Source organism: Nonomuraea sp. H19, from assembly GCF_052068215.1.
In the GTDB taxonomy this organism is placed as follows: Bacteria; Actinomycetota; Actinomycetes; order Streptosporangiales; family Streptosporangiaceae; genus Nonomuraea.
Genome location: NZ_JBQHCV010000042.1, coordinates 1 through 15,515, shown reverse-complemented (window position 1 = coordinate 15,515; position 15,515 = coordinate 1). Strand labels below are relative to the sequence as shown.

10 protein-coding genes are annotated in these 15,515 nt (G+C 69.4%); 8 read left to right on the top strand and 2 right to left on the bottom strand.

Annotation, left to right across the window (positions count from 1 at the left end; genetic code table 11):
• Positions 1-53: 53 nt before the first annotated feature.
• Positions 54-917 carry a hypothetical protein gene (locus tag ACTMTI_RS51240; protein ID WP_441128188.1) on the bottom strand — a complete coding sequence of 288 codons (864 nt, stop codon included), beginning with the start codon at positions 915-917 and terminating at the stop codon, positions 54-56.
• 107 nt (positions 918-1,024) lie between these two features.
• Between ACTMTI_RS51240 and ACTMTI_RS51235 the strand changes: the two genes are divergently transcribed.
• The 6 genes from ACTMTI_RS51235 (at position 1,025) to ACTMTI_RS51210 (ending at position 13,277) form a co-directional block, all read left to right on the top strand.
• Complete coding sequence (locus tag ACTMTI_RS51235; protein ID WP_441128187.1) at positions 1,025-2,326, top strand: metallophosphoesterase family protein; 1,302 nt, start codon at positions 1,025-1,027, stop codon at positions 2,324-2,326.
• 27 nt (positions 2,327-2,353) lie between these two features.
• The gene (locus ACTMTI_RS51230) at positions 2,354-5,647 is read left to right on the top strand and encodes an AAA family ATPase (RefSeq protein WP_441128186.1); all 3,294 of its coding nucleotides are present in this window, start codon (positions 2,354-2,356) and stop codon (positions 5,645-5,647) included.
• A 517-nt stretch (positions 5,648-6,164) separates the two neighbouring features.
• Positions 6,165-7,691, top strand: a complete 1,527-nt coding sequence (locus ACTMTI_RS51225) for a DUF3375 family protein (protein ID WP_441128185.1) — start codon at positions 6,165-6,167, stop codon at positions 7,689-7,691.
• Positions 7,692-7,701: 10 nt separating this feature from the next.
• The gene (locus ACTMTI_RS51220) at positions 7,702-8,637 is read left to right on the top strand and encodes a DUF4194 domain-containing protein (protein WP_441128184.1); all 936 of its coding nucleotides are present in this window, start codon (positions 7,702-7,704) and stop codon (positions 8,635-8,637) included.
• Complete coding sequence (locus tag ACTMTI_RS51215) at positions 8,630-12,022, top strand: ATP-binding protein (protein ID WP_441128183.1); 3,393 nt, start codon at positions 8,630-8,632, stop codon at positions 12,020-12,022. The genes ACTMTI_RS51220 and ACTMTI_RS51215 overlap by 8 nt, the downstream gene beginning before the upstream one ends.
• Positions 12,009-13,277, top strand: coding sequence for a Wadjet anti-phage system protein JetD domain-containing protein (locus tag ACTMTI_RS51210; RefSeq protein ID WP_441128182.1), 1,269 nt, complete (start codon positions 12,009-12,011; stop codon positions 13,275-13,277). Before ACTMTI_RS51215 ends, ACTMTI_RS51210 begins: the two co-directional genes overlap by 14 nt.
• A gap of 100 nt (positions 13,278-13,377) precedes the next feature.
• Here ACTMTI_RS51210 and ACTMTI_RS51205 read toward each other — a convergent pair whose 3' ends face one another.
• Positions 13,378-14,790 (bottom strand): hypothetical protein, encoded by a 1,413-nt coding sequence (locus ACTMTI_RS51205; protein WP_441128181.1) that lies wholly within the window; start codon positions 14,788-14,790, stop codon positions 13,378-13,380.
• 153 nt (positions 14,791-14,943) lie between these two features.
• Between ACTMTI_RS51205 and ACTMTI_RS51200 the strand changes: the two genes are divergently transcribed.
• Positions 14,944-15,198 (top strand): helix-turn-helix transcriptional regulator, encoded by a 255-nt coding sequence (locus tag ACTMTI_RS51200; protein WP_441128180.1) that lies wholly within the window; start codon positions 14,944-14,946, stop codon positions 15,196-15,198.
• A 126-nt stretch (positions 15,199-15,324) separates the two neighbouring features.
• Positions 15,325-15,515 (top strand): zinc finger domain-containing protein (locus ACTMTI_RS51195; protein WP_441128179.1); only part of this gene is annotated, 191 nt, incomplete at its 3' end.

Sequence of the window (15,515 nt, the reverse complement as noted above, 5' to 3'; positions counted from 1 at the left end):
TGAGAGCGCCGTAGGGACGGGGGAAGATGCGCGATCGGGTCGAGCGAGTCCATCTAGTCCGCGCTCGCGCTGTCGCGGACGGCCGCCAGGCGGTTGCCGAACAGGCGCTCGGCCTCCGAGAGCCGGCTTCTGGCCCAGGCGGCCGCCTCGCCGCGCTGCTGGTGATCCATCTCCAGGTGCACGCTCAGCTCCGCCTCGGCGGCCTCGGCCACCTGATGGGGATCAAGCGCCGGGATATGCCCGGTGAGGGTGGGCGGGCCGAGGGCACCGGGGATACTGACGGCGAAGCTGCGCAGCAGGCGCTCGGCCCGGGCTTTGCCATCGGGCGTCCAGCGTGGGCCCAGCCGGGAGTAGGAGACGAGCGCGGAGGCGATCGTGGTGGCGGCGGTGAGGAAGTCCACGCGCGGGCTGTGCGCCCCGATGACGCGCCGTTCCAGCGGCCAGGTGCTCACGGTCAACAGCGCGCGTGCCGGAGCGAGCCGATCAGCGGTCAGCGCCGGGCACAGGTAGAACGGCCGGGCATTGGGCGCCGCCCGAAAGGAGCGCTCCTCATCGCGTCGCAAACTCGCCAGCCGGGAGGCGGGCAACTCGCCGGGGAAGAACGCGTCGTGCACCGCGGTGATCAGCTTCGGCGCGGCCGGCACCTCCAGCAGGGTCAGCACCTGATGGACCTGCTCGCGCGTCGGCAGCAGGGCCGTCACCTCGGGCTCGGACACCGGCGCGCCCGGGGTGCCGGCAGCCGAGTCGGCCTGCTCAGCGGCGGCCTTGTCCTCCCACAGGCTTTCTGCCCGGCGCAGCTGTTGCCGCAGGCGCGCCACCCGGGCGGTGTCCCGCTCCAGCATCGCCGAACGCAGGGCACGCCTCAGCTGAGCCATCCGGTTTTCCAGCTCGTCCAAGGTCTCATCGTCGCTGTGCATGCGGCCGAGATTACCAGACTTCCAAACTCTTCCAAGAAACTCCAAACTTTGTTGTAACGTGGTGGGCGCTCGGGGGTGATGAGCTCAACGACGACAGGAGCAAAGCCATGCGGATGCTGCACGTCTCGGACTGGCACATCGGGCGGTCGGTGGTGGGCGGCCACAGCAGGTACGCCGAGTTCGAGGCCGTTCTGGCCGAGATCGCCGACATCGCGCGCGAGGTCAAGCCCGACCTCATCGTCAACACCGGCGATCTGTTCGACCGTTCCCCGCCCGCCGCCGCCGACCTCGGCCTGGGCATCCGTGCGCTGGTGGAGCTGGCCGGCGTGGCCCCCACGGTGCTGGTCGGCGGCAACCACGACTCGCCGGCCCTGCTGCAGGCGCTGGACACGCTGGTCAACGCCCTGCCCGTCGGCGATGACGGGCGGCCGCCACGGCTGCGCTTCATCGCCCCCGCAGCCCCCGCAGCCACCGCAGCCCCCGCAGCCACCGCGGCGATGAGCGGCATCTTGACCTTCCCCACCGCCGACGGCCACCGCATCCGGCTGGCCCCGCTGCCGTTCGTGCACCGCAACCGGGCCCTGGCCGCCTGCGACCGGCCCGACGAGGCCGGCCGGGTCTATGCCCGCTACCTGCGACAGCTGCAGCAGGACCTGGCCGGCCGGCTGCGCGCGGGGCACGACCCCGAACACGACGTCCTGATCCTGGCCGCCCACCTGTTCGTCGAAGGCGCCGTGCCGTCCTGGAGCGAACGGCCGCTCGACATCACCCAGGACTACGCCTGCCAGGCCGACGCCCTGCCCGACATCACCTACTGCGCGCTCGGCCACATCCACAAACCTCAAGCGATCGGCAGAGCCGGGATCACCGCCCGCTACGCGGGCAGCCCCCTGCAGCTCGACTTCGGCGAGGAAGGCGAAACCAAGAGCGTCGTCCTCGTTGAGGCCACGCCCGGCCGCCCCACCCGGGTCGAGACCATCGCGTTGCGCTCCGGCCGCCGGCTGATGACCTTCACCGGCGACCTGCAGCGCCTGGCGGACCAGGCCCACGACTTCGGCGATGCGTTCGTCAAGGCCGTCATCGAGGTCGACGGCCCTGGCCTGGGACTGGGCCTGTCCGCCACAGTGCGGGCGATCATCCCGCGAGCGACCATCGTCGGCCTCGACGAGCGGCTGCCCGGCTGGCAGGACGTGCCCGTCCTGGACGCGCACAGCGACATCTCCCCCGAACCCGAACTGACCGAGTTGTTCCGCGACTACCTCACCGAGACGGGCGTCGCGCCGCATCACGCCGACCAGCTCCAGCAGGCCTTCGCCGGCCTGCTGACCGCCGCCGACCACGACGCCGTCACCGACCCCGTCGAGCAGATGCTGCGCGACGCCCTGCCGGCTGGCCACGATCACCTCTGAGCACCCTTCAGCCCCCAAGGAACCTCGATGCGTCCGCTTCAGCTGACCTTCTCCGGCCTGCGCAGTTATCCCGGCCAGACCCAGACGCTGGACTTCTCCGGCAAAGCGCTGGTCGCCATCCTCGGTGACACCGGCGCGGGCAAAACCACCATCCTGGAGGCGATCACCCTGGCCCTGTACGGCGCCTCCTCCTGGAGCAACCGGGTCAAGGAGCTGCTCGCTGAAGGCGCCAGCGCGATGACCGTCGACCTGACCTTCGCCCACCACGAGCACACCTGGCGGGTGCGCCGCGTCTACTACGCCAACACCCGCCCGAGCACGCATCTGCTGCAGAACCTGGACACCGGTGAGGAGGTCGACGACAGCAGGGCCGTCAACCATCGCATCGAGCACCTGCTCAAACTCAAGCGCGACGAGTTCCAGGCGGCGGTCCTGCTTCCCCAGGGCCGCTTCGACCGGCTGCTGACCGCCACCGACGCCGAGCGCGCCGAACTGCTCAAAGGCATCTTCGGCACGCGTTTCCTGGAAACGGCCCGCACCCACGCCGAACGACAGCGCGACACCCTCAAGGAACTGCTGCACCGGGCGCAGCTCACCCGCCGCGACTTCTTCGACCAGCCCCGGGCCTGCGCCGAGCAAGCCACCGCCGCCGCCCAGGCGGCCCAGCAGTTGGCCAACCGGCTGAGCGCCGCGTACGCGACGATGCGGGAGCTGCAGACCTCGGGCAGCCGGCACGCCCAACGCCGCGACGACCTCGAGGCGGCCATCGACCAGTTGTCCGATGCGGCCGGTCGGCCCGACACCACGGTGCTGGACACGGTCGCCCGGGCCGAACACAACCTCGGCGAAGCCCAGCGACAGCTGGCCGAGCGCAGCCAGCGGGCACGCACGCAGCGCGTCCAGGCCCGGACCCGGCTGGAGCAGGCCGCGGCCCAGGGCATCACCGCCGAGACGATCGCCGGTGCACGGGCCGTGCTCGCCGATCTGCCCGCCCGGCAGGATGCGCTGCAGCGCACCGAGGCCCGGCTGACCGACGACGAGCACAAGTTGTGCGAGGAAGGCGGCGACCTCCAGCGCATGGCCGCCGACCTCGATCAGCTTCGCGGCAGCGCCGGCAAACTGGCCGCTCACGTCGGCACCGCCCACGAGCGGGCTGAGCGCGTCGCCGCCGACGTCGCCACGCTGGACAGTGCCACCCGGGCCGCGCTGGCCGCCGCCATCGCGGCCGGGCACTTGGCCACGGCCATGACCGCCGCCCGTGCCACCCACCTGGCTGTGCAGCGCGAACTTCCCGCGCTGCACGCGGCCCGCCAGGAGGCGCACACCGCCGCCCGCGCCGCGACACGACAACACGAGGCGGCCCGGCGACAGGAGGCCGCGCACGCCGCCGGCCACGGGCTCCGTCCCGGCGACAGCTGCACCGTGTGCGCCCGCGACCTGCCTGCCGGCTTCCAGCCACCCGCTCCCGTCGACCCTGCTCGCCTACAGCACCTGGAGCAGGCACGCGCGCAAGCCGACGACACCCTCACCCGCACCTCGGAGGCCCTGATCCGCGCGCAAGGTCACGCCGAGACCGCCGAGCAGGCGCTGGCAGCCCTCACCGAGCAGCACACCACCGCATCGGGCCGTCTGGCCGAGCGCCTGGCCGCGGCCAAGGCCGCCGCCGCCTGCTCCACGTTGATGGCGGCGGCCTCGCTCGCCACAGCCGCGCGCCACGGCGGCGCCGCCTTCGCCCGTCGCCTTGAGGAAACCGCCGAAAGGCTGCTCGGCCAGGCAACCGACGGCCAGACGGGCAACAGTGAGGCGGGCAACGGCGACGACGACGCGCGGGCCGTCCAGCTGACCGCATCGCTGTGCGCCTTTGCGCACCGCCTGGCCCGATCGCTGGCCGAGGCCGCCGACACCGCTCGGCAACAGGCTCAGAGCGCGGCCGCGGATGCCCGCAGCGCGGCCGCCCTCCTGACCACGCGGCAACAAGAGAACGCCGCCCGCAACACCGCATACGCCGAAGCCCGCGGGCAGCACCTGGCCGCCATCGACGCCGTGCGCGAGAGCCTGCGCCGCCTGCCGGCCGCGGTAGGTGACCCGCTGCCCACCATGGCGACCACCATCACCCGCGACGACATCACGACCGCCACCGCCACCTGCACCAGGCTGAGCGCACAGGTCACACAGGCCCAGAGCGACCTGGAGCAGGCCATAGCCGACCTGGCGGAGATCAAAACGGAACAGGCCCGGCTCGAGCACCGGCGAGACACCGAGATCAAAACTCCGCTCACCACACTGCACACCGCCGCCACCGCCTACCTTGGCACGCTCCACCGCGCCCATCAGATGCTCGACGCCGACTCTGCCCCCCAGATGGCGCTCCCCTCCGCCACGCCGGACGCCGGGATGGACGCTGAGCTGGACGCCGAAGCGTTGCGCGTCTTCTGCGAGGACCTCGCCACCGCCACGGCCACCCTGCTCGGGCACCTGCGAGCCGCCCGCCACCAGGCCGCGGCCGAACTGGAGGCCACCCACTCCGGCCTGCGCCTCCAGGCCCGCCGCCTGCAAGCCGATGGCCAGAGCGGCGACCCCGCCGCACCCCTGGTGCGTTTCGCCGACGACATCCCGCTGTCCGAACCTCAGGCGCTCACCCCCGTGTCGGAGGCCATCGGCGCGGCCCGGCTCAAGCACACCGAGCACATCGCTCTCGCCCAGCGCGCCGAAGCACAGATCGATCCGGCCGAACGTCTCGATCGCGCCATCGAGCACGCGACAGCACGCCTGGACACGCTCACCCGCCTGCACAGCCACCTGGCCGACGGCAAGTTCCTGCGCTACCTGACCGACCAGCGGACCCGATCCCTGCTCATCCTGGCCAGTCAGCTGTTTTCCCGCCTGTCGTCCGGCCGGTTCGGATTCAGCGACGACTTCCGCATCGTCAACCTCGCTACACGCACAGCCCGCAGCCCCAAAACCCTGTCGGGCGGCGAAACCTTCCTCGCTTCCTTGGCGCTCGCGCTGGCTCTGGTCGAGCTGCACAGCCGCAACGGCGCCCGGCTCGGCTCGCTGTTCCTCGACGAAGGCTTCGGCGCCCTCGACTCGACCGCCCTGTCCTCGGCACTCAGCATCCTGCGGCGCGAAAGCGGCGGCGACAAGCTCGTCACCGTCATCAGCCACCTGCACGCCGTCGCCGAGGCCGTGGACCACGTCTTGTGGATCACCCGCACGCCCGATGGCTCCCAAGCGCACTGGCTGAGCGACGCCGAGCGCGAAGCCCTCATCGACGATCACGCCCAGGCCGGGCTGCTGGGCCTTGCGGAGCAGGCGAGCTGAAGCACGCACCGGTATCGGCAAGGCACGCACACCTGCTCGCGCACCTCTGCGGACATCCTCATCGCCGATCCGTGCGGCCCCCGCTCTGGCCCGGCGCTGTCGTGCCGCTGCGCTGCCCGCTACCAGACGCACCGATCCTGGCGAGGAGCCCACGACATGATCATCGAGTCCTGCGGGCACGGCCTCACCGCCCCGCCCGGACACCCCAGTCACCTGACCTCGTCAGACCGCGGTTCCGGCAGCGGCTCCGCCACGACGGCTCCGAAACGAGCACCGCCGGAGAATCGGGCCATCGAAAAACACGGTTGCGAACTATACGTAATCGTGCCACAGCGTTTTGTCACACTCGTCTGTAAGACTGCCTGCGTACCCCGACCGCGAGAGCGCCCTACGCCCATGAGCCGACCAGGTGAGCGCCAAGACGGCCCCATCGGGCCAGGCAACCGGCCCCGGCAATCGAGCCCGAGCAACGACGAACCACCGACACCCGCGTGCGAAAAGGTGAGGTGCAGCAACGATGGCCAAGAGCGCGGAACACTACTTCCACGAGTTCACGACGAACGCAGCCGCCGATGCCGCGATGTCGCTGCTGCGCTCCCCAGACGCGATGGTGCATGTGGCGCTCATGGCCGCGCACCTGGGCGACGGGCAGATCGTCGACGGGATGACCCTGACGGCGTCGATCGGCGAGGATCTGCTCACCCTGCCCGGCAAGAACCCTGGCGCCGATGACGACCGGCACGGCGAGGCGGCCTCGGAGAGCCTGCTGCGCAAGTGGACCAAGAAGGGATGGGTGCACCGCAGCCTCGACCCGGCCACCCGGCTCGAGCGCTACCAGTTGGCCTCCGGAGCCGCGCAGGCCGTCCGGCAGATGCGCAGCCTGCGCCAGCACACTTCCATCGCCACGGAGTCGGCGCTGTCGATGGTGATGGCTGAACTGCGGCAGATCGCCGTCGCGGCCAACCCCGACCCGGGCGCGCGCAAGAAGGCCCTCGACGAGCAGATCGCGATGCTGACGGCCCAGCGCGAGGAGTTGGAAGCCGGTGCAGTCCCCGAAATCAACCTCGGCGAACTCGTCGACAAGGTGGCCGCGCTGGCGCAGCTCATCGACCGCATCCCCACCGATGTGGCGCGCTACGGCGAGCACATGCACGCCAACACCGCAGCCCTGCTGCGCCAGAGCCTGACCGGGCAACCGGCCGAGTTCGCCGAGACGTTGATCAACATGTTCGACGGGCATGACGTGATCGCAGCCTCCCCCGAAGGTCAGGCCTTTCGAGCCTTCGCCACCCTGCTGGGCAACCCGACCCAGCGCGCCCAGCTCGAAAGCGACATCAACGAGATCCTCCTACGCGTGCAGCCCTTGCCCGGGCACCTGGCCCACACCCTCGGCGCCTTCATCGACACCATGTGGAAGCGCATGCGGGAAGTCGAAGACGTCCGCAAGGGCGCCTTCAGGCGCATCAGCAACTTCGTACGAGGCGGGGACGCCCTGCACTACCGCAGCATGCGCACCCGCATCACCGAGGCCCAGGCCGCGGCGGCGCGCGCCTTCCAAGCCAGTCACGGCGGCCGCGACACGGGCTTCGCCGTGCCCATGAGCCCGGCCGTCACCACGTCGGTAGGCCGGCTGCACCTCGATGACGGCACCGGCACCGCGCCCGATCCGGTCACCGACTCCAGCGGAGAATTCGTCATCGATCCGGCGGCCCTGGCCGGTCGGGAAGCCATCGACTGGGCCGCGGTACACGCCGCGGTGCACGCCGCCATGGACACCCACGGCGGCTACGCCACCCTGCCGGAGGTGATGGCCCACCTGAGCGAGCCACGCACCGGCGATGTCATCGCCATCTGGGCCCTGGCCACCCGGCACGGCATCGTCGAGGAGACCGCCTGCGAGCGCGTCTGGGCTCACACCAGCCGCGGCATGCGCGAGCTCATCGTGCCCTACCTGTTCTTCGGCGAGGAACTGCCCGCCCCTGTCGCCGCAGCCCCACGCCGCCGGCATCTGCACACGCCCGCCCTGACACCCCTGGACCTGTAAGGAGCCACCGATGCGGGAGACCACCCAGCCGTTGTTCCACGACGTCTTCCACGACCAGGGCGCATCGGCTGATCCGGCCGCCGCGGCCACACCTCAGGCCATCGAGGAGCTGTTTTCCGCCTGTGGCCCCGCCGAGGTCGGCGCACACGTCGATCCAGGTCGGCCGATGCCACGCTTCGACGGAGACACCAGCCAGTTGCCGCCCGAGGCGTGCTGGACGCTACAGGAACTGGTCGCAGCGCCGCACATCAGCGAAGACAAGTCCAAGAAACACTGGCCGGTTCTGCTGCAGTATGAGGACATCCTGCGCAGCCGCCTGTCGGAACTGGGTCTGATTTTGGAGATCAACCGGGACCGCGGCTACGCCTTCACCCGCCAGGCCGAGGATCCCAGCCCGCACAGCCGTGTCCTGCTGCGCACCCGGACTCTGAGCCTGGCGGCCAGCGCCCTGGCCCTGTACCTGTACAACCAGTATCTGCTCGCGCCGGACGACCCCGTCGTGGAAACCTCCGACATGGTCGAGCACATGCTCGGCTACAAACCAGCCGACAACACCGACGAGGCGGGCTTCGAAAAAAAGATCCACACGGCGATCAAGGTGCTGGAGGAGGCCTCCATCATCAAACCCGTCATCGGAACCAGCCGGTACGTCATCTACGGCGTCATCACCGCCATCTTGACCGCCGAACGCGTCGAGGCGCTCGATGCCCGATACCAGGCCCTGGCGGCCGGCACGCTCACCGCACCTGACGCACCCGCCGAGACAGCCTCCCGTTCAGCCGGCACGCCAGGCGCGAGGGACACCACCACGGCACCCTCCCCGACGCCCATCACCACCACGCAGGCCGCGGACGCCCCTGCCGAAGCAGACGCCCACGGCGGCCACGACGGCGGCCACGGCAGGCACACCGACGGGGACTATGGAAGGGAGCACGACGATGACTGACTCCACCGGCGCCCGATCGGTCAACCTGGGGCAGTTCCGGCTGACCCGCCTGCAGGTCGTCAACTGGGGCACCTTCTGCGGCTACAAGGACCTGCCCATCGACGAACGCGGCGTTCTGTTCACCGGACCATCCGGATCAGGCAAATCCTCGCTGTTGGACGCCCACTCCGTCGCGCTGCTGCCGAGCCGGGACCAGCGCTTCAACGCCTCGGCGGACCTGACCGCCAAAGGCGCCAAGCAAAGCACCCGCAACGGAGCCGACTACGTGCGCGGAGCATGGTCGGAAAACGATGACGAACACGGCCAATCACAGGTGCGATACCTGCGCGGCGGCAAGCCCACATGGTCGGCCGTGGCCGCCACCTACGACGACGGGCACGAGACGGTCACCACCGGGATCGTGGTCAAGTGGTTCACCGGCACCGACAACGACGGCAGTGCACTGAAGACCATGCACCTGATCCACGACGGCCACTTCGACCTGACCGCCCTGGACGGCTGGGCTCACCGGCAGCAACAACCCTTTGACCTGCGATGGCTCAAGGCCGCCTACCCCGCTCCGGCGACCGTCTATCCCCCCAGCGAGATCGACTACACGCGGAAACTGGCCGCTCGCATCGGCCTGGGCGAGTCCAAGACGGCCCTGTCACTGCTGGGCAAGGCCAAGGCGATGAAGAACGTCGGGGACCTGAACTTGTTCATCCGCGAGAACATGCTGGACGAACCCGAAACCTTCACCGCCGCCGACACCATGATCGCCCTGTTCAAGCCGCTGGACCAGGCGTATCAGACCGCCTACCGGGCCCACGCGCAACAACAGGTCCTCGAGCCGATCCCGGCCAGCTGGCAGCGCTACCGCAGCGCCAAACACGACTCCAGCCGCGCCGCCACCCTGCACGGGGAAGCGGCCCAACGGTATCTGCGCGGCGTGCACCTGCGTCTCCTGCATGAGGAGATCACCCGCCTCGGCCAGCACATCGGCCGGCTCACCGAGCAACTCGCCGATGAGCGGGTACAACAAGGGGAAGCTGAGCGGGCCTACGCCTCGCTCAGCGAGCAGTTGCGCGAGCAAGGCCAAGCGCTCACGGCCTTGCAGGCCCAATACGACCAGGCCACCACACAGCAGAACACCCGCAAGACGGCCTACCAGTTGTTCAGCAGCCACGTTCAGCGGCTCGGCCTACCCGCCCCGCACGACCAAGAAGGCTTCACCGCGTTGCGGGCTCAGCTGGGTTCGCTCCTGCAGCAAGCCCGCGCCAAGCAGGCGCTCATCCAGCCCCGGCGTCGCGACGCCGGCCAGCGCGCCGGCCAAGCCGCCGCCCGGCACCGCGACCGCGCAGCAGAACTGGCCGCCCTGCGCCAGGCCGGAACCCTCATCCCGCTCAAGGCCACCGAACGCCGCGAGCGCATCGCCCACGGCGCGGGCGTACCGCTGCAGGACCTCGTGTACGCCGCCGAGCTGATCGACATCGCCGATGGGCAGGAGCGCTGGCGGCCCGCGGCCGAGAGGGTGCTGCGCAGCTTCGGCCTGCGGCTGCTGGTACCCGAGAGACACAGTGACGCCGTCAAGACCTTCATCGACGACCACGACATGCGCGGCATCGTCGAATACAGCATCGTCACCGCCACCTCGGCACATCAGCCGCAGCCCTCCCCCCGCACCCTCGCCGGTAAGCTGACCGTCGACCGCGGCCACCCCAGCGGCCTGTGGCTGGCCGCCCAGATCGCCAGACAGTTCGACCACGTGTGCGTGGAGACAGCCCTCGATCTGCGCCACCATCCCGTCGCCGTCACCGTGCGCGGCACCGTGAAGATGCGCGGCAACCACTACCGCAAGGACGACCGGCCCGAACTGACCGCGCCCTCGTCCTTCATCCTGGGCGCCAACACCACGGCCAAGATCGCCGCACTGGAGGCCGAAGTCGCCGAGCTCCAAGCCGCCCAGGAGCGGGCCGACGCCGAAGCCGACGACCTGGACCAGCAATGGCAGGCGAGCCAGACGGCCATCGACGCCGCCGCCCAGTTGGAGGCGTACCCCACGTGGACAGATCTCGACCATTGGGCCAGCGCCCGCGCCGCAGCCGACCTGCACCGGCGCATCGAGGACATCAAGGCGCGCGATGTGAACCTCAAGCGCCTGCAGGACGACTGCGACCAGGCCAAGTCCATCTGGGAGGAGAAGATCGGCACCTGCGCACAGACCGAGGCCGCCATCGCGACTGCGAAGACCCGCCACAGGCAGCTCGAAGACGAGCACCGAAAGGAACGCTTCCACGGCCACCACGTCGACGAGGACGACCGGGTCTTCCTGGACGAGGTGTACGCCGGCCTCGACATCACACCGTCCGTCGACCGCAGGTCCGAACTGGAGCGAGCCCTGCACAAGGAACTCGAACACCGCAGGCGGGCCGCCGATGCCAAGCAGCAAACCGCCGCCGGCGAGATCAAGAGCGCCATCGGCATGTTCCAGCACCGGTGGCGCGATGTGGCCCCCGACGACAGCGACGACATCGACCGGTGCGGCGCCGCCTACGTCGCCCTCTACCACGAGATCGCCGATCGGCGCCTGCCGGAGGCGATGACCCGCTTCCAAAAGATGATCAGCGAGGACATGGTGCCCTCGGTCAGCGTCCTGTACCGCACCATCGAAACCGCCACCAGCGCCATCAAGAAGAAAATCGACATGGTCAACGCCGGACTGCGGCGCGTGGAATTCAACGAGGGAACCTCCCTGCAGATCGCCTACAACCCCCGCCAGTTCCAAGCCGCCAAGGAATTCCGGCGCATCGTCGACGACCTGCACCTGCACGCCTCAGCAGCGGGTCGGAAGCGCGATCCCTTGCTCGATCAGTTCACCCGTGTCCGGGACCTGATGATCCGCTTCACCGCTGACGACCCCGAAGCCAAGCGATGGCGTGAAGCGGTCCTCGACGTCCGTCTGTCCTTCTCCTTCTACGGCCGCGAGGAAAGCGCCGACCACGGCACGGTGCACACCTATCGCAACACCGCCGCCGGCTCCGGCGGCGAGCAGGAGAAGCTGGTCGCTTTCTGCCTGGCCGCCGCCCTCAGCTACAACCTCGCGGACGCCAGCTCCGGTGGCCGGCCCCGTTTTGCTCCCCTCATGCTCGACGAGGCGTTCAGCAAGTCCGATGAGACCTTCGCCGCGCAGGCGCTGGCGGCTTTCGACGAATTCGGCTTCCAACTCCTCATCGCCGCGCCCATCCGTATGTCCGGCGTCTTGGAGCCCTTCATCGGCCAGGCCATCCTGGTGGAAAAACGCATCACGGCCGACGGCGCCCACTCCAACGCGGCATCGGCGACCTTCGGTGAACTGGCCACGCGGCACGCCGCCGAGACCGACGGAGCCGGCCATGCTGCGGCCTGAGGAGATCACTCAGCGGCTGCGGGCACGCTTCGAACGCGACTACCCGCACTGGGCACGCGGTCGCGGCACCTGGCCGATGCGGATCAACCTCCAGCCTCCCACCGTCAGCGAACGCTCGGCCGACCCCATCGCCTGCCACCGCTGGGCCGCGGCTTGGAAGGCCTACACCGGGCCCGGCGAGGTTCACTACGCCGGCCTGCGCTTCTCCACCGCCACCCACGCCATGCCGAAAGTACTGATCCTCGCCCACCCGAGCCAAGCGGCCGCCCTGCACCCGCAGACGCAGGCCACCTGGCAGCGGTGCGGCGAGCGACTCGTCCACCTGCAGCACGCCTTCCCGCAAGCATGCTTCGACGGCATCATCCGCCGCGTCACCGAACTGGACGAGCGCGACTACCGGCGACTGGCGGACACCGTGCAATGGCTGAGTGCCCACCCCACCTCCGGGCTGCTGCTCCGGCAACTGCCCATCGAAGGAATCGACACCAAATGGCTCGCCAAGCACCGCGTCCTGGTCCTCGCCCTGCTCGGCGACGCCGCCGACGACAGCAACGGTGAAGGTGACGCCCCTGACGCCCCGGAAGAAGCCCTCGATGACAGCGTGCCCACCACGGCCCGGCTGCGCCTGCATCAACGGCTCGGCCTGCGTACCCCGCCTGAACTCATCCAAGTCGCGGTCCTCGACCCCGCCCTCCGCGCCCACGTGGGCGGCATGCGGCACTTCGCCGCCTCCATCGACGACCTCAATCGATGGCCACACCACCCCCACACCGTGATCATGATCGAGAACAAGGAAACCGGCTACGCCATCACCGAGGACCACCCGGGCACCGTCGTTCTTCACGGGCAAGGATTCAATGTGGCCGGCTACGCCCGCATCACCTGGATACGGAGCGCCCAGACGATCATCTACTGGGGCGACATCGATGCCCCCGGCCTCCAATTCGTCAGCGACCTCCGCGGATACGGCATCCCCGTCACCACCGTCCTGATGGACACCGCCACCCTCGACCGCTTCCGACATCTGTCGACCAACGGCGCCATCCCCCAACGGGCAGCGCTCTCGCGCCTGACCGCCTCCGAGAGCGCCGTGTACGCGCGGCTTGTCCACCATGCGGATACCCATCACGACGGACTCCTGCTGGAACAAGAACGCATCCCGTGGCCACATGCCTATGAAACCCTCACGTCGGCTCTGCACGAGCAGGTCGTGACGGACAGCGCCGAGCCCAGTACGCCCGTTGCGCATGACTGACCCTCCACGCTCCGGAAGGCCATGAACCTCGGCGGCGTCCCGCGACCAACTGGGTGGCATCGTGCCGAAAGCCGCTCGGGCTGACGAAGCCGTGCACCGTTCATGACACCGCAGGGACGGTGCCGCTGGTGACGATGTTGGTGCCAGGGCCGTGGGGCGCGCTCGATGTCATGATCAGATTGAAGACTTCGCGCGGCGGGAGTTCGGCGTCCAAGGGCACGTCACCGTCGAGCAGCCAATCCAATGCGGCCGCCAGGACGTACGGCGGGACGAGAGGCCCTCGGGCATACACCACCCGCCACGGTGAGGGCGGCGAGGCTGGAAGAGACCAGACCGCGCTGCCGGCCTCACCGTTGTCGGTGACCAGCAGGCCGACGTCCTGCCAGAAGGCCAGCAGCTCGGCCATGGTCTCGATGGGCGGGTCGTCGCAGGCCTCGATCAGGGTGGCGAAACCGGCCTGCCAGCATTCCCACTCGCGCCGGGTCACGTGCAGGTGACGGCGCAACTCTTGCACGGCAGGGTATTCGTCCAGTTCAGGGTCTTCCCCGGCGGCGGGCAGGGTGAGATCAGGGGGTCGGATGCCGTCCCAGATGCTGGAGTCAAGCCACTGCTCCGGGCTGGACCAGCGCTCTGGTGTCCGGGCGGCGGCGACTTCAGCCAGGCCCGTGGTGGTAACTCGCGGGCAGTCCAGCAGGGCGCCGACGATCTCCGCCGAGCGGGGGCACAGCGTCGGCCAGCCGGTGTCGAACAAGGCCAGCATGGCCTGCTCGTCCTTGCCGAGGGTCAGCCCGGGATGCCCGTCGAAGGGAATGATCTGGCGGGGTCGACTCGGTGCGGCGGGCAACTCGACCCGGTGAGGGCGGTGTCCGTAGCGGTCGATCCAGGCGGTGGCCAACGTCAGGCGGTGTTCCTCGAGCGCGTCCTGGATGGCTTGCATGCGCCGGTCTTGGGCGGCGCGCAGCTTGTCACGGCGCTGGCGTTCGGCGGGAGTGAGGTGCACGGCGCAGTGCTCTGAGCCGATGCCGGTGACGATGGTCTTGGCGCAGCGGTCCTTCTTCAGTGTGGTGCCGGCGCATTGCGCGTCGGGGTCCGGATCCTCGCGATAGGCGGCCTCCACGTCGCAGATGATCTGCGGGTCAATGGGCGGCCTCGCCAGTTCCACGTCCGGGCGGACCTCGGCGGGGTCGGTGCCGGCCTCGCGGGCTTGGGCGAAGATGGAGCGGGCGCGGGGCGGGCCGCTGCCCCAGGCCGGGGCCAGCGGGAGCCGGGCTTCCATGATGGCGGTGGCGTGGGCGGCGTTGAGCAGCATGTCGCTGGCCTCACTGTGGATATGGAGCTCTTCGCTGAGGTTGAGCCGCATACCGTTGATCAGCTGCAGGACGTTGCGGATCTCCCAGGACAGCCGGGCGGCCTGCATGAGCAGCCAGGCGGGTGAGAAGCCGCCGTGGCGGTCGCGTCGGGGCGGGGTGATGGTGCGGGCCGGGAGGGATCGGGGCTGGCGGGAACGGGTCATGCCTCTTTCTCCAAAGGGGCTGCGGGAACGGCTGCACGCGTCGGGGTGCGGCTGCATGCTTGCACGTCACAGCTGTGCGGTCCGGCACCACTACCGCCATTTGTACCAACGTTGGTACAGACCTGTGGTGATCATTCACGTCACCGTGGGTGAGTGCCCGATCCGATCACGCCACGCCTCACTGAGCTGCGCAGACAGTTCGGCCTGCGCCTGCGTGAGCTTCGCGAAAGGCACGGCCTCACCCAGGAACAACTGGGCGAACTGGCGGAGGTCGACCGTAAGACGATCAATCGGATCGAGAACGGCATGTACAGCCCGCATCTAGACAAGGTGTTCCAGATCGCTGACGCGCTGAAAGTCTCCGTCAGGGAGCTGTTTGAATGGGAGGGCGCGTCAAGCCGCCACTGATGCAGCCATTTCCCCCGGGCGCCGGCTTCGACTGCCGTCGCCCCTGGCCTCGTCTTCGCTGGATTTCCGCGCGCCGCGCCGCCGCGGCTTCCGTAAGCTCGGGGTGAGCGCCGCCACAATGAGCGGATGGCTCACCAGACCCATCACCTGACGTGCCCTGTATGCGGGGCATTGCCCGGAACAAGCTGCATTTCCCAGGGGCAGGAGTTGGCGCAGATTCATCCATCACGACGGATGCCGGGGCCTTCCCCCACGGAAGTGGACACGCGGTGGGGTGTGTCATGCGGCCAGTGTCAGGCTACTCGATCTTTGCTGGT

Bases quoted from the DNA above. Each gene is read 5' to 3' on its own strand.
- ACTMTI_RS51235 (WP_441128187.1), top strand. From the start codon at position 1,025: ATGCGGATGCTGCACGTCTCGGACTGGCACATCGGGCGGTCGGTGGTG.
- ACTMTI_RS51230 (WP_441128186.1), top strand. From the start codon at position 2,354: ATGCGTCCGCTTCAGCTGACCTTCTCCGGCCTGCGCAGTTATCCCGGC.
- ACTMTI_RS51210 (WP_441128182.1), top strand. From the start codon at position 12,009: ATGCTGCGGCCTGAGGAGATCACTCAGCGGCTGCGGGCACGCTTCGAA.
- ACTMTI_RS51225 (WP_441128185.1), top strand. From the start codon at position 6,165: ATGGCCAAGAGCGCGGAACACTACTTCCACGAGTTCACGACGAACGCA.
- ACTMTI_RS51240 (WP_441128188.1), bottom strand. From the start codon at position 917: ATGCACAGCGACGATGAGACCTTGGACGAGCTGGAAAACCGGATGGCT.
- ACTMTI_RS51220 (WP_441128184.1), top strand. From the start codon at position 7,702: ATGCGGGAGACCACCCAGCCGTTGTTCCACGACGTCTTCCACGACCAG.
- ACTMTI_RS51215 (WP_441128183.1), top strand. From the start codon at position 8,630: ATGACTGACTCCACCGGCGCCCGATCGGTCAACCTGGGGCAGTTCCGG.
- ACTMTI_RS51205 (WP_441128181.1), bottom strand. From the start codon at position 14,790: ATGACCCGTTCCCGCCAGCCCCGATCCCTCCCGGCCCGCACCATCACC.